The following is a 23,090-nucleotide window of genomic DNA, read 5'->3' on the forward strand; positions in this document are numbered from 1 at the left end:
GGGTTGACCCCACCCCCGTGTCGGGATACTTACCGCTCACGCCTTTAGTCCCGTTCGTCTAGAGGCCTAGGACACCGCCCTTTCACGGCGGCAACACGGGTTCGAATCCCGTACGGGACGCCAGCTACTTTGTCGCAGTCTTTTGCGAATGTAAGCTGATTACAGGCACTTTCCAGATTGCCGCTTTATTTTAATTTGTATCCTGCGGGCTTCGTTGCCCGGGTTACAGCGGATAGGCTGGCACGCCTATGGCCATAAAGGCAGTTTGAAAACAAAACTTATTGTAAAAAATTTTGACGCCGCCCTTGCCAAAACAAGACTGCATTCCATGAAGCTTCTGACAAAGCTTCACCAAACAACTTCCTTTAATTACAGGAAGTTTCCCGGTTTGACTTTCCAACCAGCCTCTCAGCGACCGTTTTTTTACTGGTCTGTTCTATCCAATAACATTTTCTGCCCATCCGGTCGGACTGTCTGTTCAATAGTACAGGTTTCGTCTTTGAGATTGACGCCACTGTAATTGCGCATTCGCGCCATCTTCAGCAACCATACCAGACTGCTTGCTGCCGTCATGGCGGATAACCCGCCATGACCATGGATATTGGAAATGCAGTTCCGTCCTGAATCCCGCATCCCGACCTTCGGGTTCCATGTCATGTACAGACTCATGCTTTCGGCACAGCGCAGGCCGGGACGCTCCCCGATCATCATCACCACGCACCGCGCACCCAGGCAGGTCGCGATTTCATCGCCCAACGCCACCCGCGCCCTTTGCGCCACAACCAGCGGGGCGATACACCAGTCCGCCAGCAAGGGTATTACCGCTGCCAGTACTGCAGGCCCCTGCTGCTGCGCCGCGAGAGCCGACAGTCCATCGGCAATGACAAACACGATATCATACCGCCCATGTGGCAGGCTTTCCCGACTGGTGTCGGACAACTGTCGCCCAAGGTCGGGACGCCTGACGTATTCATCACGGTCCCCAGCCCTGCTTTCAACCTCGATATGAGGCAGCGACAGGTTCAGTTGGTTGATATCCAGCGTGATGGAGACAGCATGACGCGCACGGACATGGGCGTACTGGAATTCCCGTACCGCCGCGCCGGAAATCGTGTTGCCCGCACGGGCAAGGCCGATGCGCGCCGAAGTCCGTGCCTGCAATGCCTGCCAGGAAATGGGACGATCATCAGTCATTACAGGGTATTATCCCGGAAAAAATGCTGGGGGAATTGACGCGTATCCGACCCTTTGCATCAACCATTTCACGCGCAACCAGCCACTCTTCAAACTCCGGCGCCGCCCGCACGCCAAACAGCGAACGCAGGGTCTGGATATCGTGGTAGGACAGGCTCTGGTAATTCAGCATGATGTCATCACTGCCGGGTACGGCGATAAGGAAATTGATGCCTGCGGTGCATAACAGCATCATCAGGTTGTCCATGTCGTCCTGATCCACTTCCGCATGATTGGTGTAACAGACGTCACACCCCATCGGCAGCCCCATGAGCTTCCCGCAGAAATGGTCTTCCAGCCCCGCCCGGATGATCTGTTTGCCATCGTACAGATATTCCGGGCCGATGAAGCCGACCACCGTATTGACCAGCAGTGGCGAGAAAGCCCGCGCCACGGCATAGGCCCGTACCTCCGCCGTCTGCTGGTCCATGCCATGATGGGCGTCGGCCGACAGGGCCGACCCCTGTCCCGTTTCGAAATACATGGTATTCGTGCCCAGCGTTCCCCGCCCCAGCGACTGGCTGGCCATATACGCTTCCGACAGTACTGACAGGGAAATGCCAAAGCCGGCATTCGCCTCCTGTGTGCCCGATATGGACTGGAACACGAGGTCCACCGGCGCATTCCGCTCCATAAGCTGGAGTGTATTGGTCACATGCGTCAGCAGGCAGGTCTGTATGGGAATGTCATACCGCACCCGCACATCTTCAAGCATATGCAGGATGTCACTGGCATTGGCCATGTTGTCTGATGCGGGGTTTATGCCGACCACGGCATCACCCACCCCCAGCAGCAGGCCATCCAGCATGGATGCGGCAATGCCCGGCAGGCTGTCCACCGGGTGATTGGGCTGCAGCCGCGATCCCATGCATCCCGGCAGGCCCTGCGTGTTGCGAAAGGCCGTACGGACCGTAATCTTGCGCGCAACCGCCACCAGATCCTGGTTGCGCATGAGCTTGCTGACCGCCGCAACCATTTCCGCCGTCAGTCCCGGCGCAAGCGCCGCAAGGGTCGCGCCGTCAGTTTCGTGATCCAGCAGCCAGTCGCGCAGGTCCCCCACCGTCATATGCGCGACGGGGGCAAAGGCCGCGGCATCATGACTGTCAATAATCAGCCGCGTGACTTCATCCGTCTCGTACGGGACAGGAACCTCGTTCAGAAAGGTCCGGAGCGGAATGTTCGCCAGCGCTTCACGCGCACCGATGCGCTGCAGGGGATCAGGTGCCGCAACCCCTGCCAGTTCATCACCGCTGCGATAGGGTGAAGCATAGGCAAGCACCTGTTTCAGGGAGGAAAAGCAGAATTTCTCCCCCCCCAGAAAAGCATGATATGACACAGTACAATAGCCTTCCCAACGGGAGGTAGTTCATCCACGGCTGAATTATAAACGTCTGTTTTCAGATATCTTGACCGACAGGCACAAAGACTTGACCTGACTGCCGCGCCGCGCGGTACAGGCGTGGCGATACCCCGGTCCATTTGCGGAATGCGCGACTGAAAGCGCTGATTTCCGAATATCCCAGCAGTAACGCGATTTCGCCAACAGGCATCATGGGACGGGCAAGGTATTCGCGGGCCATTTCCTGCCGGGTCCGTTCCACCAGGGCGGAAAATGTGATGCCCATTGCATCCAGACGACGCTGCAGGGTCCAGCGCGGCATGCGCAGCGTTTCCGCCATCTGCGACAGGGCTGGCACGCCATTGCCCATGGAATACCGGATTTCGGTGCGGATACGCAACAGCAGCGGATCCATGGCGGGCGGCGCCTGCTGGCGCATGTCGGCAGATGACAGTGCTGTCAGGCTACACCGCAGCACATCAAGCAGCCGCACATTTCCCTGCGGCATGGCGCAGCCCATTTCCGCCCTGTCAAACACGACCGCATTGACGCCCATGCCAAAATGCACCGGCGCGCCAAAGGCATTATCGTATTCGCCCGGCGCGGCAATGCGGCGATGTTCCAGCCAGATGGCCCGTGGCACCCAGTATTGCCCCAGCACATGGCGGAATATGTTACAGAACATACCCATGGTCAGTTCCGCATCCTGCTCACGCCCGATGATGCCACCCGTCATGATCCGGTATTCCAGCCGCGCGCATCCATCATCCTGATAGACAAGGCGGGTAATGGTACCGCCCTGATGATACGGAAACAGTTCAGCCACATTTTCCACCGCATTGCCCAACGTGGGGGACGCCATGGCGATAAAACCGATCAGGCCCAGCATGTCCGGGGTAAAATGCCGGCCATATGACAGGCCCACCCCTGCATGCCCGCTCTGCCGGGTGGTTTCCTCAAACAGAAGGCAGTATCCGGCAAGGTCGAGCAAGGCCGTCTGCGACAGGCCCGGATCAAGCCGCAGCCCGGCAGACAGGGCCACGCGATCAGGATCGCAGCCCTGTTCACGAATGAACTGGTATGCCCCTGTAGCAGCGGCGGCAAGCACGTGCGGCTGCCTGATCGCGCCATCTGCCGGGCCAGGTATATCGCCAGACAGCATCGTCCCTTCCCCACATCCTGAAGCGACTGCCAGTTTTCATGTTTTGACGATCTGGAACAAGCCTAAACGCCATGATGCCAGAATTATGTAGGGCATGTCGTCAGTGCCCCCCATGCCAGCAATGACGATCTGGACGGAAGTCATTTTACTATACTTCAATTCCCGTCGCAAAAGCTGCGCGATGGTGAATTCCTTAATATTAAGGAACAAGACACTTAGTATTGACACAAGCGCGCACCGAAAAACCAGATACACGCGACCGGACAGCACCTGCCGGTCAGCCCCCCCCTCAGGCTTCAGCCCTGCGGCTGATCAGATAAACCGTAAGCCCCATGACCATGAACACGACGTAGATGCCAAAAATGGCCAGATGACTGGCTGCCATGCCTACCAGTGCACAGGACGCCGCGACAAAGGCAAACACGGGCACCACAGGATAACCCGGCACGGACCATGGCCGCACCCGTTCCGGCTGCCTATGCCGCAGCCGGAACAGGCTGGCCATGGCAAACAGGTACATGGTCAGCGCACCGAATACCGATATGGTCACGATATTGGCGGTCAGCGGCTGGCCACCGATGGTAATATACCGGTCACCATAGATGGCCAGCATCCCCACGATCCCGCCAGCCAGCGTTGCGGCCCACGGCGTCCCGAACCGGGGATGCAGACGCCCCAGCACCACAGGCAGGTAGCCTTCACGCGCCATGGCATAGATCTGGCGCGAATACCCCATGATGATCCCATGGAAAGACGCCACAAGACCGAACAGCCCAAGCCACACCAGCATATGCACATAACCGCTGCGGGGGCCGACCACGCTCAGCATGGCCTGTGGCAGCGGGTCGTTCAGGCTGGCCAGGGTCTTCCAGTCACCCACGCCGCCTGCAAGGATCATGATGCCAAACGCCAGAACCATCAGGGTCATGATCCCGGCGATGTAGGCCACCGGAATGGTCCGGTGCGGGGTGTGCGCTTCTTCCGCTGTCATGGCCACCCCTTCAATCGCAAGGAAAAACCATATGGCGAAGGGAACCGCCGCCAGAATGCCGCCAACGGCATGCAGGCTGAACGTATCGGACCCGGCCCAGCCATCATGGACGAAATTCGCCCACGAAAAACCGGGCATCACCACAATCATGAACACAAGAAGCTCGGCAATGGCCGCTATGGTAATGACCAGTTCAAATGTGGCCGCAATATTCACACCGAATATATTCAGCGCCATGAACACTACATAGGCGCCAGTCGCGGCTGTCGATGCGCTGACATCGGGATACTGCACATGCAGATAGGCCCCGATCGCCAGCGCGATGGCGGGGGGCGCAAAGACAAATTCCATGATCGACGCAAAGCCCGTAAGGAATGCCGGTACGGGACCATAAGCCGCCAGAACATACGCAAACGGACCGCCTGCCTTCGGTATGGAAGTGGTCAGTTCGGTATAGGAAAAAATCAACGCCGCATACATGAGCGCAACCATGAACGTGGTGACAAGGAAACCCAGCGTGCCCGCCGTGGCCCACCCGTAACTCCACCCGAAATATTCCCCCGAAATCACCAGACCTACGGCAATGCCCCATAGATGAAAGACCCCGAACCGGCGCTGGAGCGCGGGCGCGGGGCCATCTGCATCATGCGGCGGAGTCAGCGGGGCGGCAGCAGTCACGGAAGGTCGGGTCATTGTCCACAACAGATCTTAGGATGGCCTGTACAGGCAACACGCATGATGAATGCCCCCGCTTAACACGAAGCCCGGACTGGCTTCCATCACCACGATAGACCGCTCCACCGGCAACATTCTTGACCCCTTGAAACATTTTCTTGACCTGGAAAAACGTCTTACTTCAACCTTAAGGACCGCATCATCCCATTCTAATGGTGAAAATCCTGTTTCAGGCCGCCGCCCCATGAAACATCCCATGAATGATCAAAAATTCCGGTCGCCTGTCGGCAGGGTCATGGCAGGCATTGCATCATCAATTACGGGATACCCCCTTATTTGCCGGGGATATCAGGCATCCATTGCGCCATCGACAGAGAGCCCGACACAACGTGGCCCGCATGGCTGATGGACGACGCGCCCCTATCCCACCGGCGTGATGAGATATGGCATAGTGCGACCACCACCCAAGGAGGGAACAGGCTTATGGAACCGTGGACTTCTTTCACGCTATTTGGAAAATCCGGCACGATCTACCAGTTCCGGCGCACACCCTCGCCCCTGCCGCCGCAGGCCTGCATATTCCTGCTAACAACCGTCATGGGATCAACGGTCAAGGGCGGGTCATGGCAGTTTGTGGAACCGGCAATCGGCACCGTGACCTCACTGTCGGGCGATTGGGACAGCGTGATCACGCCTGCCCGCGAAGCCAAATCGGAAAGCGATGACGTCCTTGTCTGCTTTCCTGAAAGCGGTGACGTGGCCGACGCATTTACCGATCTGATCGAAGGCGGGGCGACACGCCTGCCGCGCTAGGTTTCACCTGAAAAAGCTGACTGAAAACAACTTATTGATAAATAATGAAAGTTTTCAGTTACGGCCTTTTTTTGAAAAAAGGCAGCGTTTTCCAAGGGTTTTTTCACAATTTGCAGGATGTTCCACAAGCAGGGTTAGCAAGCAGTCGCCCGGCCCGCCCAGATGTGAATGGACGCGCGTTTGCACGCGTTCCACACTGCGCCGTCCCGCCGGATGGAGATCCCGCCATGTTCCGTTACCGTCGCCCTGCCCTGCTGACCTTCATGACGGGGCTTCTGCTGGCCCACGGCATGGCCCATGCCCGGCCCGACCGGCCGGTGCTGCTGCGCCATGCCACCGTTATTGATGGCACGGGCAGCGCGCCGCAGGCGGATACGGATATCCTGATCCGCGGCGGGCATATTGCGGCAACCGGTCACAACCTGCCGTCAGCAGCACATGCACGGACCATTGACCTGTCGGGCCAGACCGTGCTGCCCGGACTGATTTCCGACCACAGCCATGTGGGACAGGTCAGCGGCACGCAGAATGGGGAAGTCAATTATACCCGCGCCAACATCCTGTCCGAACTGTCGCAGTATGAACGTTACGGAGTGCTGACCATTGTTGCGCTGGGACTGAACCGCTCACCCCTGTTTGACGACCTGCGGCGCGAGCAGCATGCGGGCCTTAACCCCGGCGCCGACCTGTTTGGCGTGGATCAGGGCATTGGCGCACCCGATGGTGTGCCACCGCAGAACATGTTCCACCTTGGCGCGGATCAGGTTTTCCGTCCCACCACGCCCGATGAAGCCCGCGCCGCAGTCAATAAAATGGCGGATGAAGGTACGGACCTGATCAAGCTGTGGGTCGATGATTTCCGCAACGGCGTGCCCGGCGCACGTGGCCTGCCCAAAATGCAGCCCGAGATATACCGCGCCGCCATTACGCAGGCCCATCTGCGCGGCAAGCGCGTGGCCGCCCATATCCATGACCTGTCCGATGCCCGCGCGCTGGTGGCCGCGGGCGTGGACATCCTTGCCCACGGCGTGCGCGACAAACCGGTTGACGCCACCCTGATCCACGCCATGACACAGCAGGGCACGGGCTATATCGCGACGCTGGACCTTGATGAAGCCAACTATATCTTTGCCGAGCATCCCGAATGGCTGGATGATCCCTTCCTGTCATTCGGGCTGTCGCCTGCGTTGCGCCAGCAGTTCGCGGATCCGACATGGCGGGAAAAGGTTCTGGCAGCCCCTCTGACCGCAGCAGCACACAAGGCGCTGGCGATGAACATGCGCAATCTGCTGACCCTTTACCGTGCGGGCATCTCCATCGGGTTCGGTACGGATTCGGGGGCAACGCCAACCCGCATTCCCGGTTTTGCCGAACATCGGGAATTCCGGCTGTCGATCATGGCCGGGCTGACCCCGCTGCAGGCCATTACGCTGGCGACGGGGGATGCCGCCCACCTCATGCAGCTTACGGACCGGGGCACCATCGCGGCGGGACAACTGGCGGACCTGCTGGTGGTCTCAGGCAATCCGGCACAGGACCCGACGGCGCTGGATCGTATCCAGCAGGTCTGGCACCGTGGGCGTCAGGTACCCGGCCCGCTGGCGGGACAGGACAGGCCGGTATCCCGGCCCGAGTAAAGAAAGCCGACATGACCGGAAAAATGACACGCAATCCCTTTTGCAGACTGCTTCCCCTGATCGGGATGGCAGCAGCCCTTGCCGCCTGCGCCGGGCCGACCGGCCCGCAGTTATCGGGACCTGATGGGCCGATGATCGCCAACAATGACTGGAACGAACATAATTACGGCATGGGGTTCTATTCCGGGCCGTATGATGATGGCTTCGAGGCGGAAGGCCTGAATGGCGGGCCGCCCAATTATCTGGGCGATGAGTTTATGGGCGTTCCCTAAGAAATATTCAAAATAAATATACTGATAAAAAATAATAAAAGTTTTTAATCGCTTCATTTTTTAAATGAAATTATCTTGTAATATTTAAAAAAATATTCACAAAAAACTTTTATTATTTATAATCTGAGTGTCTGACCGAAAATGAGTTGAGTGATTTCAGCAGGTTATGATTCATGGGTTTGCGAGAACCTGATGAGATCAGGATGGCCTGGACTGAAATCACCCGCGCGCAGTATCAAAGGGACGATCTGGAGTATGCAAGCGACCTGCGCGATGCGGAGTGGGCGCAGATTGCGCCGCTGATGCCCGAGAGGAAACGACCGGGGAGACCACGACGTACGGATTTGCGCCGGGTCATGGAGGCGATCCTCCATATCGTCACGACCGGCTGCCAATGGCGGCAGTTGCCCCGGCACTTTCCCGCCTTCACGACCGTACAGGGCTATTTCTACCGTTGGATCCGCGAGGGACGATGGGAAGCGATGAACCATATTCTCGTGATCCTGTCACGTGAGCAGGACGGGCGAGACGCCACGCCTTCAGTGGGCATTATCGACAGCCAGTCGGTTAAAACTACTGAAAACGGCGATCCACGAGGTTATGACGCGGGCAAGAAGATCAAGGGACGCAAGCGGCATATCGCGACCGACACGCCGGGCCATGTCGTGGCGGCTGTCGTGCATCCCGCCGACGTTCAGGATCGTGATGGTGCGCCGCTGGTAGCAACCAGAATACGCTCATTATTCCCCTGGCTTCGCCATCTGATCGGTGACGGCGGGTATGCTGGCGAGAAGTTGCGTGGTGCGCTGGCTGAACGCGGCCGATGGACGATCGAAATCGTCAGGCGTAGCAATCGAGACGAAGGCTTCGTCGTCCTGCCGAAACGCTGGATCGTGGAGCGCAGCTTTGCATGGCTCGGACGCTGCCGCCGCCTCACGAAGGATGTCGAGGCAACAATCTCGTCATCCCATGCGTGGTTGATGATTGCCCATATCCGCAGGGTTCTGCGAAAAATCAATCAAACCGCTTTCTGATTCAGGCTCTGAGGATCATTCCACCCGATATACCCTGTGGTCGTGCCGTCAGCACCGCGTGGAAAAACGGTCCCACGGCGTGATGCGGGTTACGGGCAGTTCAACGGGGCGCGCATAGACCTCGGCCGACAGGAATGCCAGTTCTGCCGCCACCTGCTCTTCAGGCAGCGAGATGGACCATGCACGCGGGTTGCCATCGGTTCCATCATTCCAGCGGTAACCACGCTGGCGTAGCATATCCTTGTATTCATAAGGCGCGTTTTCAGCCCAGATCCGGCAACGGATCTGCCGCGCATTTTCCAGCAGCACCCCCAGCGCCGGACGCCCCGATACCGGCAGGTCACGATCCAGAATCGCAATCCCCGCCTGACAGTCATCCACCGCCCGATGGCCATCGAACCAGAAGCCCGCCTGCATGCCCAGATAGGACAGCTTGCGCCCTTCATACCCTTCCGCCGCCCAATCGACATCGCGCATGGAACATGCCCACGGCTTGGTAGTGAAGGCAGGCGTGAAGCGTTCTGCAAACTTGCGGTCGAAATTTGCATTATGAGCGATAATTAATGATGCAGGCGCGACAAAACGCTCCACCTCTTCCGGGGTGACGGACTGTCCCGCCACCATGGCCGGGGTAATGCCGGTCAGTTCGGTAATCTGGGCCGGAATGGGACAGGACGGTTCACGCAGGCGACTGAAGGGCTCCAGCGATCCCAGTATCCGACCGTCCAGCGTATAGACGAAGGGCACGATCCCGAATTCGATGATTTCGTCCTGGGCGGCACTCAGCCCGGTTGTCTCAAGATCAAGGAACATGCCAAGCCGCGTGCCCGCCCCCGCCGGATAATGGTCCAGCACGCGTGGCGCCAGCGGGCGCAGGACACGGTAACGACCCGTACCCTCCAGCGTCCTGGCCATGTGTTCCATCTGTTCGGGGGCTGGGTCGTCTGTCATCGCAGGTCTCCTGTGCAGGCATGTCTGCATGGATATGTAGACTGCATGCCCGTTCCGTCCAGCAGAACGGACGTTGTCCTGTAGCGCGACATGGAATATTACAAAACTTGTCAGGTCGGCCTGATCCTGATGCAATACGACATGCGCACACAGGATACGTCATGGCCCAGCATGCCGCGCCAGACCGCACAGCCCGGCCCACCAGACCCACGCCCCCGCCATCAGGGGCTGCGAATACCCACCGTCTGGAAGATAACGGGCATGATACGATCATACGCGTGGGGCAGGTTGACCGCATCTGGTCCGATTTCTATCACCATGCCCTGACCGCACCGTGGAGCACGTTCTTCTATGGCTCCCTGCTGGTTTATGTCGGCATCAACCTGCTGTTCGCCCTGCTGTACATGGCGGACAGTGACGGGATCAGCGGCACGCATCCGCACAGCTTTGCCGATTTCTTCTTTTTCAGCGTGCAGACCCTGTCCACCGTGGGCTATGGTGGCATGATCCCCATCAGCCGTACCGCCAACCTGATCGCCACGGTGGAGGTACTGGGCGGCATGATGATAAACGCCCTGGCGACCGGGCTGATCTTCGCCCGTTTTTCCCGCCCCCGCGCCCGGGTCATGTTCAGTGACAAGGCGCTCATACTACGCGAAAACAACCAGCTTCACCTTGATATCCGCATTGCCAACTGCAGGCGCAGCCCGATCCTGTCGGTGGATGTGGAATTCGCTCTGGCCCGCCTGATCCGCACGCCCGCGGGCCGGGTGGTGCGACAGTTTGATCCCCTGCCCCTGCAGCAGGCCCATGTGCCGGTGCTGCGCTTTGCCTGCACGCCCACACATGTCATTGATGAAGACAGCCCGCTATATGGCATGACGGAAGCCGACCTGTCGGCACAGGAAGCGGAAATCATCGTCAGCCTGACCGGCACGGACGAAGCATCCGGCCAGACAGTATTTGCTCGCTCGGCTTACGGATTTGACCGTATGCTCTATAACCATCGCTTCGTGGATATCATAAACGCCGGGCCGGATGGACGGATCACCGTTGACTACACCCGTTTCGACCAGACCGAATCCCCACAGGACGCAACTGCCGATGTGGCGGAATACCTGGCTGACCAGCCTGACTGACATGTCTCCGCGCATCCTGCGCGCGGGCCTGTGCGCCATGGGTATCATGAGCTGCGCGGGGTCCACCCATGCCCGTCCCATTCACCATCCCCCGCCACCGCCCGAAGCCGCGCCGGAACTGCTGTATGGCCTGCCTGCCGCCTGCATTGCCCATGTCATCACGGCCCCGCTGCTGACCAATAGCGGCAGCCCCATCATTCCCGTCACGTTCAACGCGACGGACGGGCTGTCCTATATCAGCGTGACACAGGACAGGGTGGGCGTGTACGCCGCCACGACACATGATTTCCCCGTGGAATCCATCGTCAACATCAAGACCATCGCAGGCGAGGACACCACTTACGCCACCACCCTGAACACCCTGCGCATAAACAACGGCATGGCGGAAAACGTACCCGCCCTGCTGGAGGGGATCGGCCTGCCGCATATCAACACCCGGCCGGTGCTGGGAATCATCGGGTATGATGTGCTGGGTAATTATGACGTGCTGTTCGATTTTCCGGCCCGGCGCATGGTCCTGTTCCTGCCGCGTAAGGGCAAGGCGTGCCCGCCAATGCGTGACTGGCTGGGGGCGGACAGCACGGCGCTGCCGCTTCTGCCCGATTCCACCGGGCGGATGACCGGGGTGGCCCTGCGGGTGGGGGAGCGCACCGTCCGGATGGAAATCGAACCGGGGGCCGACATCTCCTCCCTTTCACGCAGGGATGCACGCGCGCTGGGCCTGACCAGTGCCATGCTGCATGCGGATATGCATGTGCGCACCAATGCAGGCAAGATCCTGAACGGACGGCGGCATCATTTCGATAATGTCACGCTGGGGACATGGCAGAACCTTGGTCTGGACGTGAACGTGGAAAAGACCACCTACAGCGTCCTTGGCATGAATTTCCTGCGCCGCAGGCAGGTCCTCATGGCCTTTCCACAGGACATGATCTTCATGACCCCGCAGCAGGACATGCCCGATGACCGGGGGCAGGCGACACATGGCGTGCTGAGCACGCGCACCGCCATCGCCCGCATGGTCGATACCCCCCCGCCGCCACCTGCGGGCAGCAGCACCCTGCTGGCGCCAACGGACAGCCCCGCTGCCCAGCCTGCCGCGCACTGATCCCTATGCCGGCAGGTCGCCGCCCATGGGCAGCAGCCTGTCACGATAGGGACCGGGCACGCGTTCGAGTTCCGCCATGCTGCCCTGCTGGGCGATGCGTCCTTTCTCCATCACCACGATGCGGTCAAACCCCCGCAACGTGGACAGGCGGTGCGCCACCGCGATCACGGTGCGCCCGACCATCAGCCGCTCAAGGGCAGCATGGACATGGCGCTCGCTTTCACCATCCAGCGCGCTGGTGGCCTCATCCAGGATCAGCACCGGCGCATTGCGCAGAAAGGCACGCGCAATGGCGATGCGCTGGCGCTGCCCACCCGACAGCATCACGCCACGCTCCCCCACCACGGTATCGAACCCACGCGGCATGGCGGCTATAAAACCGCTACATCCCGCGGCCTCCGCCGCCGCGCGGACTTCGGCATCGGTGGCGTCGGGGCGGCCATAGCGGATATTTTCCCCTACCGAGCGGCGCAGCAGGTACACATCCTGCGGCACGACCGCCATGGTGGCGCGCAGGCTGGCCTCATCCAGTTCCAGAATGTTGATGCCATCCATTTCCACCGCCCCCGCCTGCACGAAACGCTGGCGCTGCAACAGGGCGAGGACCGTACTTTTGCCTGATCCCGATACCCCCACCAGCCCGACACGGCTGCCTGCGGGAATATCCAGATCGAAATGCGACAGGACGGGCGGACTGCCGGGATAGGCAAAGGTGACATCACGCAGCCGCACATGCCCCCGACATGCGGCGGAAGGCAGGGTCATGGACTCCACGACACCGCTATGTTCATGCGGCACCAGCAGGTGACCCAGCGTTTCGGACAGGCGGGTGACATGCTTCATGGCCTCGACCATTGAAAAAGCAAGGTCGCGCGTGCAGTTCAGGATCAGGAACCCCAGCGTCGTCACCATCACCACATCACCCGTCGTGGCCTGGTGCATGCGCCACAGCAGCACCGTCCATACCAGAAGCCCCGTGGTCATGAAGGCGGTGACGGTGGAATGGATCATGCGCAGCTGTTCCATGTACCGCAGCGACCGGCTGTGCATGCCCGTTTCCACCTGAATGCGCCTGCGCATGCGGCCATGTTCGGAACCGATCATGCCATACGCACGCACCAGCGGCAGGTTCTGCATTACATCCAGCATTTCGCCGTCCACCTCCGCCGCCTCGGCGGCATAGGACAGGTGCAGGAACTGCCCCCGCCCTGCCAGCCGGTATATGCCAAGGCCCAGCAGCAGGGTCATGCCCACCAGAACCAGCGCCATCCACGGGCTGACCGTGCCAAGGGTGACGATGGCCAGCACAAGGTTCAGCACCGAAGGCAGCAGGTTCCATGCCGCCATGTTTTCCAGCGCCACCACCGCAGCCGCGGCTGCCGATACACGTGCCGCCAGCGCACCGGACAGCCGCTCCGCGAAATAGGTCGCGGCGTGGCCGGTCAGATATCGGAACAGGTCCTGGCGCACATCACCACCCACGCGCACGAACACACCCGACGCCATCCACCCCGCGACACGCCATGCCGCGTTGTCACAGATGATGGTACCGCAGAACAGGATGATGGATACCCATACCGCCCCCATCCCCCGCCCGCCCTGCGTCATGCCATCGACCAGATGGCGGATGATGGCGGACATGCCCACGTTGCACGCAACCGCCACCGCAATCGCGCTGACTATGATGACATGCCAGCGCGCATGCAGGCGCACGTAATGGAAAATGAAGGCAAGCGGATGATGCCGGTAACGCTGCAGGTCGACCACCCCCGCCATATCGGGCGCGGGATCGGGGTTTGCCGGATGGGGCAAACGGGGATCAATGACGGTCATGGATGTGATGCTGCCCTCCAGGCGTGACGAACGGAATGACCCGTATTTCTGCCGTATTCGGCCCGGTATCATGGCTGCATGACAGACGCACCCCTATCCCGACTGGCGGGACGTATCACGATCGTGTCCCTGCTGGTCCTGTGGCTGGCCATCATGGCGCATGACCCGGTTTCGCTCCCCTTCTTCTGAAACCCGTCGAGGCGGCGGTGGTTCATATCCAAACACCGACCGGCCGCCATATTCGTGTGAACGGTTGTATTCCTCTGCCATGATGGCGGAAAAGGTGGGGCCGGTCGCGTCCCGTTCCAGACGGCGTGCTGCCGCATCCAGCCTGCGGATGGCGTCCAGCCGTTCCTCACGCCCCAGCTTCGCCGCCGTCACCGCCGCCTTCATGACCGACAGCGTACGGTCATATACCGCCACCGGCACGGGATAGGGATGGCGGTCCTTGCCGCCATGGGCCAGTGAAAACCGCGCCGGATCGGAAAAACGGCACGGCGCGCCATGCACGACCTCCGCCACCAGCGCCAGCGCGCGCACGGTCCGCGCGCCCACACCGGGCACGCGCAGCAGGCCCGCGAAATCACGCGGCCCCGCTTCCGCCGCCGCAGCCAGCGCGCCATGCAGGCGACGCATGTTCACATCCTGTGGCTGGACATCATGGTGGCCGGGCATGGACAGGTGCGGCAGTTCCCCCTGCGCGGGCACTGGTGGGGGTAGACGCCCCTCGATACGCATGAGTTCGCGTGTCAGCCTGTCCGGCCCCATGTTGTGCAGCAGGTCCACCTGTCCCCGGCGCGAGGCATCGGCACGCCGGTCGGTCAGGTTCATGATCGCAGACTTCGTGACCTGGCCATCAATGGCCGCGTGCGGGGCTTCAACAAAATCATCCAGCCCTTCGGACAGCCAGTGATAGCGCCGCGCCATGCGCTGGCCCGCATGCATGCCCTGCTGGACCACACACCACCGCCCATCCGCCGCCACCATGAATCCATGCAGGTACAGATCGAACCCATCCTGCACGGCGGCGCTGTCCACTTTCGCCACCATACGGCTGGTCGCCACCAGCGGGGTTGCATCAAGGCCGGTCGCCTGCCCCACTTCCAGCAGCTCATCAGGCGTGCGGCGCGAATGTCGGCCCCGACCGCCACACACATACAGGCCCAGTTCGTCCTGCAACGGGGCCAGCCCGCGCTTGAGCGCACCGATCACGCTGGTGGTCATGCCCGATGAATGCCAGTCCATGCCCATGACCGCGCCAAAGGACTGGAACCAGAAAGGATGGGCAAGGCGGCGCAGGAATTCATCACGCCCGTAATGATGGATGATCGCCTGTGTCATGACCGCGCCAAGGCGCGCCATGCGCTGGCCCAGCCATGCAGGCACGCGGCCGGTATGCAGCGGCAGGTCGGCAGAACCCGCGCGTCTGGTCATGGCGTTCCCCCCCCTGTGGGCGTCCCCCCGTGGCCTGCCCCCCCCCCCGGCGGGGGTCAGTCGTGGCGGTGCGTGCTGGCGGTTTTCATGAATGCGGCAAGACCCGCATCCAGTGCGTGACGGAAAGCATCCAGCGTTTCAGCGCCCACATAATGCTCCATGCCCTCGGCATCAATACGGGCATTGGCTTCACTTACGCCCAGCGCGCGCAGGAAGCGTTCAACCGTATGATGCCGCGCGCGGCTCAGGGCCGCCATGTCACGCCCGGCCGCGGTCAGGAAAATGCCGCGATACGGGCGGCGCGTCACCAGCCCGTCCGCTTCCAGCCGCACCAGCATCTTGGCCACCGTAGGTTGTGATACGCCCAGCCGGGCGGCGATATCCACCTGTCGCGCTTCCTGCCCGTCATTGAGCAGGTCATCGATCAGTTCGACATAATCCTCGATCAGGGCGGTCTTGCGCGCCAGGCGCGCCTGGCGGAAACCGGCGGACTGCATGTCGGCGTCCGGCATGGGCTGCGGGTGCCGGTCACGCCGTGGTCCGCCACCGTGTCCCGCTGGCGTCATGGGTTGAACACGATCGTCTTGTGCCCGTTGGGAATGACCCGGCATTCGGTGAAATAGCGCACGGCGCGGGCCAGCACCCGGCGTTCGATATCACGTCCCTTGCGGATCAGGTCATCAGGGCTGTCGGCATGGGTGATGCGTTCGACATCCTGTTCGATAATCGGACCTTCATCCAGGTCGGGTGTCACGAAATGGGCCGTGGCCCCGATCAGCTTCACACCACGCGCAAAGGCCTGATGATAGGGCTTCGCCCCCTTGAAACCGGGCAGGAAGGAATGATGGATGTTGATGCAGCGCCCGGCAAGCCATTCACTCATGCCATCGGACAGGATCTGCATGTACCGCGCCAGCACCACCAGTTCAGCATCCGTCTCGCGCACGATATCCGCGATGCGGGCTTCCTGTTCGCCACGGGTGGCGGCGGTGACCGGCAGGTAGTGGAACGCAATGCCGTCCAGATCGATATGGGCGTAGGTCTGCCGGGGGTGGTTGGCGATGATGGCCACCGGTTCGATGGCCAGTTCGCCAATGCGCCAGCGGTACAGCAGGTCCACAAGGCAGTGGTCAAAGCGCGAGACCATGATGACGGTGCGGGTGGGACGCGGGTTCTCGCGCAGCGACCATTTCATGCTGAACCGGGCGGCAACCCGGGCCAGCGCGACGTCAAGCCCCCCGCGCGCGATGCCATCGGCCGGCACGCTGAACACGACGCGCATGAAGAAGATACGGCTTTCGCGTTCGTCAAACTGCTGGGCACCCGCGATATCCCCACCCAGTTCGAACAGTGTGTGGCTGATCGCGGCGACAATGCCCGGACGGTTCGGGCATGACAGTGTCAGGATATAGGAACGGCGATCGCGGTTCTTGTGGTCGGGCATCATTTCCCCATTGCCGGACATGGCGCGCTAGCGGGTGCGGCCCGTATCGGGCACGCTGTTATAGAACCAGCATTCACCCGCAGCCTTGCGCACACCGGCCTGCGTGGTAGGCACTGGCCTGACCACATCACCACCCGGCACCCAGCCCTCGGGTGTCATGACGGCGTTGCCGGCACTGCGGCGCAGGGCTTCGACAAGACGGAGCAGTTCCTCCACCGAACGGCCGACAGACATGGGATACCACATCACGGCACGGACAATGCCATCGGGATCGATCACGTAGCACGCGCGCACGGTCGCGCTGTCCTGCGCGGTCTGGTCCAGCATGCCATAGGCGCGACATACCGCCATGGAGGGATCTTCCACCAGCGGAAAGGGAATCTCGACCCCGAAGCGTTCGTATATCGTCTCCAGCCACGCAAGATGCGCGTACAGGCTGTCAACCGACAGCCCCAGCAGGGCGCAGTCCAGCGCATCGAAACGGTCCTGCGCCTTGGCCAGCGCCATGAATTCGCTGGTGCAGACCGGCGTGAAATCCGCCGGGTGCGAAAAAAACAGAAGCCAGCGCCCACGGAAATCCGACAGGCGTATCTCACCTTTCGTTGTGCGGGCCTGAAAGTCCGGCGCCACGTCACCAATACGCAACGGGCGTGCTTCGATCACGCCGCCGGTTGCGGGAATGCTGCCCTCGTTACTCATACCCTGCCCTTTTGCATCTGTCGCGCCTTGACGCAAGCCATCTTATAACATACATTTATTATGTAATTCATAAAGTATGGAAAATATTCCATGACCGACCCTGTCATCGCGGCCGCCGCCAGCCAGATCACAACATGCCGCGCCACAGGCCATACGCCTGTTGTCAGGACGTTTTTTGACGATCCGACCTTCACCGCCACACATGTCGTCCATGATCCGGCCACCATGGCCTGCGCCGTTGTGGACAGCGTGATGGACTACGACCCCGCATCCGGCCGCACCGACCACGCCATGGCGCAGGAAATCGTGGATTACGTGACGGCGGAAAAGCTGAAGGTGGAATGGCTGCTGGAAACCCACGTCCATGCCGACCATCTGTCCGCAGCGCCGTGGCTGCAGGAACGGCTGGGCGGAAAGCTGGGCATCGGGGAATCCATCATCCGCGTGCAGGACATCTTTGGCAAAATGTTCAATGCGGGCACACGCTTCGCGCGCGACGGGTCGCAGTTCGACTGCCTGTTCAGCGACGGGACGCAGTTCATGCTGGGTTCACTTCCCGTCATCGCCATGCATGTGCCTGGCCACACGCCCGCGGACATGGCTTATGTGATCGGGGACGCCGCCTTCATCGGTGATACGCTGTTCATGCCCGATTACGGCACCGCGCGCGCCGATTTTCCCGGTGGCGATGCCCGCACGCTGTACCATTCCATCCGGCGGCTGCTTTCCCTGCCCGATGAAACCCGTGTTTTCCTGTGCCATGACTACAAGGCGCCGGGACGCGATGAATATGCGTGGGAAACCACAATCGGCGCGGAACGGCGCGACAATGTCCACGTTCATGACGGCGTGGATGAAAATACATTCGTCACGATGCGTACCGCACGCGACGCCACGCTGTCGCTGCCAAACCTGATCATGCCTTCGGTGCAGGTCAACATGCGTGGCGGGCACCTGCCCGAACCGGAAGACAATGGTGTAAGTTATATCAAAATTCCGGTCAGCGGCTCATGACATCCCTGCCGCAGCCGATTACAGCCGATCATTCATTCTGAGTTACGGAGACCCTTCATGACAGATACCGACGCAGCCGCCCCGAACCTGTCCAGCCCCGCACACGGGCTGACCTATGATGTTGTCGTGGTAGGCGGCGGGGCGGCCGGCCTGTCCACGGCTGCCAGCATCCTCAGGCGTCGGGGCGGTATCACGGTCGCGATCATCGAGCCGTCGGGATCGCATTTCTACCAGCCGGGCTGGACACTGGTGGGCGGCGGGGTATTCAAGCAGTCCCAGACGCGCCGTTCGGAAAAGCGGCTGATCCCCGCGGGTGCCGACTGGGTGCAGGCGGCGGCGACCGGGTTTGAACCCGAATCGAACCTTGTCCACCTGTCGAACGGGTCGTCCATCCGCTACAACGTGCTGGTTGTCGCCACCGGCCTGACGCTGGACTGGGACGCAATCGAGGGGCTGAACGAAACGCTGGGCCGCAACGGTGTGACATCCAACTACCGTTACGATCTTGCCCCCTACACATGGCAACTGGTGCAGACGCTGGGCCGTGGCAATGCCATATTCACCCAGCCGCCCATGCCCATCAAATGCGCAGGCGCCCCGCAGAAGGCGATGTACCTGGCCTGTGACGCATGGCGCAAGCGGGGGCTGGCCGACAATATCAACGTCTCCTTCCACACCGCCACGCCGGGGCTGTTCGGGGTGAAGGAATTCGTGCCGGCCCTTATGGAATACATCCAGCGCTACCACATCGACCTGCGCCTGAAATCCAACCTGACGAAGGTGGATGGCAAGAACCGGGTCGCGACCTTCACCAACGTGGCCGAAGACGGAACCAAGACCACGACCGAGACGGAATTCGACATGCTGCATGTCGTCCCGCCCCAGCGCGCGCCGGATGTGATCCGCAACAGCCCGCTGGCGGGTGAAGGCGGCTGGGTATCGGTTGATCCCGCCACCCTGCGGCATACAAAATACGAAAACGTCTTCGCGCTGGGTGATGTTGCCGGCACGTCCAACGCCAAGACGGCGGCAGCCGTGCGCGTGCAGGCCCCAGTGGTTGCAGTCAACGTGCTGGCCACGCTGGACCACAAGCCTGCCGTCGCCGATTACAACGGTTACGGCGCCTGCCCGCTGACGGTCGAACGCGGCAAGATCGTGCTGGCGGAATTCGGTTATGGCGGCAAGCTGGAACCGACTCTGCCGACATGGCTGCTCAATGGCCAGAAGCCCACGCATCTGGCATGGATGCTGAAGGAATGGGTCATGCCGGCGCTGTACTGGGATGGCATGCTCAAGGGGCGTGAAATCATGGTTGCCCCACACAAGATCGGCACGCCGCGCTGAGGACTCGTTTCAAGACAGATCATTGATAAAAAATAATAAAATTTTTGGATGCCGCCTTTCTTAAAAAGGCGGCATTCTTCCTGAAGCTTTTCGAAAGACAGTTTTCCGTCCGATGGGATGATGCATGGCCGCGTGGGGTGGACCTTCACGCGGCCATGCGTATGAATACGGCCATGGATACCAAGCCGTCTGCCACCCACCATGTGGGGTCTTCCCGTCCGCTGCGCCTGGCCGATGATGTGGTCAGCCATGCCGTCTATGGCGGCCGGGACAGATGTTATCGTTACGAACTGACCCGCACGTGGGATGCGGACCGTCCCGCTGTCATGTGGCTCATGATGAACCCTTCGGTCGCGACCGAGGACGGGGACGACCGCACCGTGGCCAAGTGTCAGCGTTATGCACGTGCATGGGGATACGGCACGCTGCTGGTGGGCAATACGTTCGCCTATCGCTGCACCGACCAGAAACGCCTGACGGAAGTGCCCGACCCGGTTGGCCCCGATAATGACCGTCACCTGCTGGAAATGGCGCGCCGGGCCGATCTGGTAATCGCCGCCTATGGCTCCCCCCAGATCAAAAGCCTGCTGCCGCGGGGGCCGGAAGTGGTACGGATGCTGCAGCAGCACGGCATTACCGTCAGCGCCATGCGCCTGAGCCGCCGTTCGGGCCGGCCGGAACATCCGTTATACCTGCCCGCCGACCTGCGTCCCGCCCCCCTGCCCGCCTATCCGCCTGCCTGAACGGCTGCGACGGAACGCGGCGGACGTTGTGCGGGCTGCCGGGTCAGAAGCTTTCTTCTGCCCGGCAGTTGACCGGCACTTCGGAAATGCTGACCTCGTTGGGCGATGTGACAAGGAAATGGGCAATACGGCCGATTTCCTCCGGCGGGGTCATTTTCAGGTCCGGCATCATGCCAGCCACCATGTCCGTCTTGACGAATCCCGGGCAGATGACGGTAGCGCGGATGCCATGGTCAAAACCTGCATGCCGGATGGCGTGGGCCAGCGCCAGCGACCCGAATTTGGACACGGCATAGGCTCCCGAATCCGCATCATAGACACGTTTGCTGGACAGTGAACCAATCACGATCACCCGCCCCTGTCCACAGGCCACCAACTGGTCCCATGCGGCGGCCACAAGCCTGCGGGGGCTTTTGATATGGACCTCCAGCATGTCGTTCATATCACGTTCGGAAATGTCGATGACGCTGTTCCATGTCCCGATTCCCGCATTGGCCACGACAGCGTCAATCCGTCTGAAACGGGCCTGTGTCTCGGCTACCCATGCCGCTTCGGTCGTGGCGTCAAGGGCATCATAGCTGGAAACCAGCACACGCTCCCCATCCGCCCATGCAGGCATGTGGGGGGTACGCATGCCAAGGCTGACGCACCAGCCCTCGTCATGAAATTTGCGGGCGATGGCGGCTCCCATGCCACGTGCGGCACCCGAAACCATAATGACCCGTGTGGATTCTACCATCTAGGCTTTTCCTGCATCCTGTTTGTTATCGATACAGGTACCATCCTTTCACATGACGAACGATCTGACGAATTCATATGCACGCCGTAACGAAAAGAACGCCATCATGCCCTTAGACAGATAAAAGTTCATGGATGCCGCCTTTTTTTCAAAAAGGTAGCATTTTCCTTTACCCGAACAGTGCCAGTTGCCGGGGCGCAGGCTGTGTATCGCGGGTGCGCAGTCCCGATACGGTAATGCCCAGTAGCCTTATGCCCCGTGGCGGGGGAAAGCAGGGGGCCAGCAATGCCTGTGCCCGATCCGTAAGATCGGTTGCGTCATGCACTGGCTCCTCCGCCGTGCGCCCACGCACGATCTGGCGGAAATCGTTGTATTTTACTTTTACTGTCACGGTAACGCCCGTCAGGCTGCGGGACGTGCAGCGGTCCCAGACACGTGCCGACAGGTCCACCACAATATCGCGTGCCATGGGCCAGTCATGGATATCAGCTTCGAATGTTTTTTCGGCTCCCACCGAACGGCGTGGACGATTGACCTCGACCGGGCGTTCGTCAATTCCGCGCGCGATGCCATAATAGAAATCTGCCGCCTTGCCAAAATGCCGCAGCAGGCGGGACAGTGGCTGCTGCCGCAGGTCCAGTCCCGTGCGAATGCCCAGCGCATGCATCCGCGCCGCCGTGGCCGGGCCGATGCCGTGAAATTCTTCCACCGGCAGGGCCGCCACAAAATCGCCCCCCATACGCGGCGTTATGACAAACTGCCCGTCCGGTTTGCGATAATCCGACGCCAGCTTGGCCAGGAATTTATTGTAGGACACGCCTGCAGATGCGGTCAGCCCCGTTTCCGCGCGGATCAGGTCACGAATGGTCTGTGCAATTGCCGTGGCGGATGGATAGGGCAGCAAAGGACGGGTGACATCCAGATAGGCTTCATCAAGGGAAAGCGGCTGGATCAGCGGGGTAAAACGCGAAAAGATGTCATGAACCTGTGCCGAGACGCCACGATAGACATCAAAGCGCGGTGGCACGAACACCAGGTCTGGGCATTTACGTAGCGCGGTCACGGACGGCATGGCCGAACGGACACCGAAACGACGGGCTTCGTAACTGGCTGCGGCAACCACCCCACGGCGGCCCAGTCCCCCTACGGCAAGGGGCCTGCCCCGCAGGGCCGGGTCATCGCGCTGTTCAACCGAAGCATAGAATGCATCCATGTCTACATGGATGATACGGCGGTGCGCAGGCTGCTGCGTCACGGCGCGCCATCCGCCCGGTGGCATGGCGTGCCGCGCGCGGCCACGCCCCGATGGGGCATGGCCGGCACGACATTACGGCGGATCAGCCGTTGCACTTCTTCTTCTTAAGGAAATACGCGATGACACCGGCGATCGCGCCAAGAACCAGGATGCCCTTGAGGCAAGGGGACTTGGAAGGGCACTTGGTTGTACATTCAGACATGGTTCATTCCTTGATAGACAGGTCCGTTC

Annotated in this window: 21 protein-coding genes and 1 tRNA gene; 10 read left to right on the forward strand and 12 right to left on the reverse strand. The window is 60.8% G+C overall.

The features are described from left to right. Positions 1-47 precede the first annotated feature (47 nt). Positions 48-123 (forward strand) — tRNA-Glu (locus MSKU9_RS08970). Between the two features lie 300 nt (positions 124-423). Here MSKU9_RS08970 and eutC read toward each other — a convergent pair. The 4 genes from eutC to eat form a co-directional block, all read right to left on the reverse strand. Continuing rightward, positions 424-1,194 (reverse strand): ethanolamine ammonia-lyase subunit EutC, encoded by a 771-nt coding sequence (gene eutC / locus MSKU9_RS08975; RefSeq protein WP_141261038.1) that lies wholly within the window; start codon positions 1,192-1,194, stop codon positions 424-426. Then, positions 1,187-2,569, reverse strand: a complete 1,383-nt coding sequence (locus MSKU9_RS08980) for an ethanolamine ammonia-lyase subunit EutB (RefSeq protein ID WP_141261040.1) — start codon at positions 2,567-2,569, stop codon at positions 1,187-1,189. The genes eutC and MSKU9_RS08980 overlap by 8 nt, the downstream gene beginning before the upstream one ends. 61 nt (positions 2,570-2,630) lie before the next feature. Next, positions 2,631-3,734: an AraC-like transcriptional regulator QhpR gene (gene qhpR, locus MSKU9_RS08985; protein ID WP_141261041.1), complete on the reverse strand. Its 1,104-nt coding sequence runs from the start codon at positions 3,732-3,734 to the stop codon at positions 2,631-2,633. Positions 3,735-4,023: 289 nt separating this feature from the next. Beyond that, entirely contained in the window at positions 4,024-5,418 is a 1,395-nt protein-coding gene (gene eat / locus MSKU9_RS08990) for an ethanolamine permease (protein ID WP_141261044.1), read from the reverse strand. Between the two features lie 465 nt (positions 5,419-5,883). Here eat and MSKU9_RS08995 point away from each other — a divergent pair, with 465 nt between their 5' ends. The 4 genes from MSKU9_RS08995 (at position 5,884) to MSKU9_RS09010 (ending at position 9,156) form a co-directional block, all read left to right on the forward strand. Next, the gene (locus tag MSKU9_RS08995; protein ID WP_141261196.1) at positions 5,884-6,213 is read left to right on the forward strand and encodes a hypothetical protein; all 330 of its coding nucleotides are present in this window, start codon (positions 5,884-5,886) and stop codon (positions 6,211-6,213) included. A gap of 227 nt (positions 6,214-6,440) precedes the next feature. After that, positions 6,441-7,850 (forward strand): amidohydrolase family protein, encoded by a 1,410-nt coding sequence (locus tag MSKU9_RS09000; protein WP_141261046.1) that lies wholly within the window; start codon positions 6,441-6,443, stop codon positions 7,848-7,850. Between the two features lie 23 nt (positions 7,851-7,873). Continuing rightward, complete coding sequence (locus MSKU9_RS09005; protein WP_227002436.1) at positions 7,874-8,122, forward strand: hypothetical protein; 249 nt, start codon at positions 7,874-7,876, stop codon at positions 8,120-8,122. Positions 8,123-8,325: 203 nt separating this feature from the next. Further along, positions 8,326-9,156 (forward strand): IS5 family transposase, encoded by an 831-nt coding sequence (locus MSKU9_RS09010; RefSeq protein WP_141261198.1) that lies wholly within the window; start codon positions 8,326-8,328, stop codon positions 9,154-9,156. Between the two features lie 48 nt (positions 9,157-9,204). Here MSKU9_RS09010 and MSKU9_RS09015 read toward each other — a convergent pair whose 3' ends face one another. Further along, positions 9,205-10,107: a 3'-5' exonuclease gene (locus MSKU9_RS09015; RefSeq protein WP_141261050.1), complete on the reverse strand. Its 903-nt coding sequence runs from the start codon at positions 10,105-10,107 to the stop codon at positions 9,205-9,207. A 161-nt stretch (positions 10,108-10,268) separates the two neighbouring features. Here MSKU9_RS09015 and MSKU9_RS09020 point away from each other — a divergent pair, with 161 nt between their 5' ends. Then, positions 10,269-11,246 (forward strand): ion channel, encoded by a 978-nt coding sequence (locus MSKU9_RS09020; protein ID WP_141261051.1) that lies wholly within the window; start codon positions 10,269-10,271, stop codon positions 11,244-11,246. Next, positions 11,212-12,354, forward strand: a complete 1,143-nt coding sequence (locus MSKU9_RS09025; protein ID WP_141261053.1) for a retropepsin-like aspartic protease — start codon at positions 11,212-11,214, stop codon at positions 12,352-12,354. The genes MSKU9_RS09020 and MSKU9_RS09025 overlap by 35 nt, the downstream gene beginning before the upstream one ends. Before the next feature lie 3 nt (positions 12,355-12,357). On the opposite strand, the gene MSKU9_RS09030 is transcribed toward MSKU9_RS09025, so the two are convergent. The 5 genes from MSKU9_RS09030 to MSKU9_RS09050 form a co-directional block, all read right to left on the reverse strand. After that, entirely contained in the window at positions 12,358-14,187 is a 1,830-nt protein-coding gene (locus tag MSKU9_RS09030) for an ABC transporter ATP-binding protein (protein WP_370685921.1), read from the reverse strand. 93 nt (positions 14,188-14,280) lie between these two features. After that, a complete protein-coding gene (locus tag MSKU9_RS09035; RefSeq protein ID WP_141261055.1) occupies positions 14,281-15,621 on the reverse strand; it encodes a DUF763 domain-containing protein in 1,341 nt (446 codons plus the stop codon). Between the two features lie 56 nt (positions 15,622-15,677). After that, positions 15,678-16,187 (reverse strand): manganese-binding transcriptional regulator MntR, encoded by a 510-nt coding sequence (gene mntR, locus MSKU9_RS09040; RefSeq protein ID WP_141261057.1) that lies wholly within the window; start codon positions 16,185-16,187, stop codon positions 15,678-15,680. Next, positions 16,184-17,086, reverse strand: coding sequence for a formyltetrahydrofolate deformylase (gene purU, locus MSKU9_RS09045; protein ID WP_141261059.1), 903 nt, complete (start codon positions 17,084-17,086; stop codon positions 16,184-16,186). Before purU ends, mntR begins: the two co-directional genes overlap by 4 nt. Positions 17,087-17,092: 6 nt before the next feature. Then, entirely contained in the window at positions 17,093-17,764 is a 672-nt protein-coding gene (locus MSKU9_RS09050; RefSeq protein ID WP_141261061.1) for a peroxiredoxin, read from the reverse strand. Positions 17,765-17,854: 90 nt separating this feature from the next. Here MSKU9_RS09050 and MSKU9_RS09055 point away from each other — a divergent pair, with 90 nt between their 5' ends. The 3 genes from MSKU9_RS09055 to MSKU9_RS09065 all read left to right on the forward strand — a co-directional run bounded on the left by MSKU9_RS09055 (position 17,855) and on the right by MSKU9_RS09065 (position 20,865). Continuing rightward, entirely contained in the window at positions 17,855-18,778 is a 924-nt protein-coding gene (locus MSKU9_RS09055; protein ID WP_141261063.1) for an MBL fold metallo-hydrolase, read from the forward strand. A gap of 57 nt (positions 18,779-18,835) precedes the next feature. Further along, positions 18,836-20,122, forward strand: coding sequence for an NAD(P)/FAD-dependent oxidoreductase (locus tag MSKU9_RS09060; protein WP_141261065.1), 1,287 nt, complete (start codon positions 18,836-18,838; stop codon positions 20,120-20,122). Positions 20,123-20,277: 155 nt separating this feature from the next. Next, positions 20,278-20,865 (forward strand): DUF1643 domain-containing protein, encoded by a 588-nt coding sequence (locus MSKU9_RS09065; protein ID WP_193557670.1) that lies wholly within the window; start codon positions 20,278-20,280, stop codon positions 20,863-20,865. Positions 20,866-20,908: 43 nt separating this feature from the next. On the opposite strand, the gene MSKU9_RS09070 is transcribed toward MSKU9_RS09065, so the two are convergent. Both MSKU9_RS09070 and dinB read right to left on the reverse strand, forming a co-directional pair. After that, a complete protein-coding gene (locus MSKU9_RS09070) occupies positions 20,909-21,604 on the reverse strand; it encodes an SDR family NAD(P)-dependent oxidoreductase (RefSeq protein WP_141261069.1) in 696 nt (231 codons plus the stop codon). Positions 21,605-21,773: 169 nt separating this feature from the next. Further along, the gene (dinB, locus tag MSKU9_RS09075) at positions 21,774-22,883 is read right to left on the reverse strand and encodes a DNA polymerase IV (RefSeq protein WP_370685922.1); all 1,110 of its coding nucleotides are present in this window, start codon (positions 22,881-22,883) and stop codon (positions 21,774-21,776) included. Positions 22,884-23,090: the final 207 nt, after the last annotated feature.

Source organism: Komagataeibacter diospyri, assembly GCF_006538165.1.
Taxonomy (GTDB): domain Bacteria; phylum Pseudomonadota; class Alphaproteobacteria; order Acetobacterales; family Acetobacteraceae; genus Komagataeibacter; species Komagataeibacter diospyri.

Coding starts and splice junctions, on each gene's coding strand:
- MSKU9_RS09030 (WP_370685921.1), bottom strand. CDS start 14,187: ATGACCGTCATTGATCCCCGTTTGCCCCATCCGGCAAACCCCGATCCC.
- MSKU9_RS09025 (WP_141261053.1), top strand. CDS start 11,212: ATGTGGCGGAATACCTGGCTGACCAGCCTGACTGACATGTCTCCGCGC.
- eutC (WP_141261038.1), bottom strand. CDS start 1,194: ATGACTGATGATCGTCCCATTTCCTGGCAGGCATTGCAGGCACGGACT.
- MSKU9_RS08995 (WP_141261196.1), top strand. CDS start 5,884: ATGGAACCGTGGACTTCTTTCACGCTATTTGGAAAATCCGGCACGATC.
- MSKU9_RS09010 (WP_141261198.1), top strand. CDS start 8,326: ATGGCCTGGACTGAAATCACCCGCGCGCAGTATCAAAGGGACGATCTG.
- MSKU9_RS09035 (WP_141261055.1), bottom strand. CDS start 15,621: ATGACCAGACGCGCGGGTTCTGCCGACCTGCCGCTGCATACCGGCCGC.
- MSKU9_RS09070 (WP_141261069.1), bottom strand. CDS start 21,604: ATGGTAGAATCCACACGGGTCATTATGGTTTCGGGTGCCGCACGTGGC.
- qhpR (WP_141261041.1), bottom strand. CDS start 3,734: ATGCTGTCTGGCGATATACCTGGCCCGGCAGATGGCGCGATCAGGCAG.
- dinB (WP_370685922.1), bottom strand. CDS start 22,883: ATGCCACCGGGCGGATGGCGCGCCGTGACGCAGCAGCCTGCGCACCGC.
- MSKU9_RS09050 (WP_141261061.1), bottom strand. CDS start 17,764: ATGAGTAACGAGGGCAGCATTCCCGCAACCGGCGGCGTGATCGAAGCA.
- MSKU9_RS09055 (WP_141261063.1), top strand. CDS start 17,855: ATGACCGACCCTGTCATCGCGGCCGCCGCCAGCCAGATCACAACATGC.
- MSKU9_RS09060 (WP_141261065.1), top strand. CDS start 18,836: ATGACAGATACCGACGCAGCCGCCCCGAACCTGTCCAGCCCCGCACAC.
- MSKU9_RS09020 (WP_141261051.1), top strand. CDS start 10,269: ATGGCCCAGCATGCCGCGCCAGACCGCACAGCCCGGCCCACCAGACCC.
- mntR (WP_141261057.1), bottom strand. CDS start 16,187: ATGACGCCAGCGGGACACGGTGGCGGACCACGGCGTGACCGGCACCCG.
- MSKU9_RS09065 (WP_193557670.1), top strand. CDS start 20,278: ATGCGTATGAATACGGCCATGGATACCAAGCCGTCTGCCACCCACCAT.
- MSKU9_RS09000 (WP_141261046.1), top strand. CDS start 6,441: ATGTTCCGTTACCGTCGCCCTGCCCTGCTGACCTTCATGACGGGGCTT.
- eat (WP_141261044.1), bottom strand. CDS start 5,418: ATGACCCGACCTTCCGTGACTGCTGCCGCCCCGCTGACTCCGCCGCAT.
- purU (WP_141261059.1), bottom strand. CDS start 17,086: ATGTCCGGCAATGGGGAAATGATGCCCGACCACAAGAACCGCGATCGC.
- MSKU9_RS09005 (WP_227002436.1), top strand. CDS start 7,874: ATGACACGCAATCCCTTTTGCAGACTGCTTCCCCTGATCGGGATGGCA.
- MSKU9_RS09015 (WP_141261050.1), bottom strand. CDS start 10,107: ATGACAGACGACCCAGCCCCCGAACAGATGGAACACATGGCCAGGACG.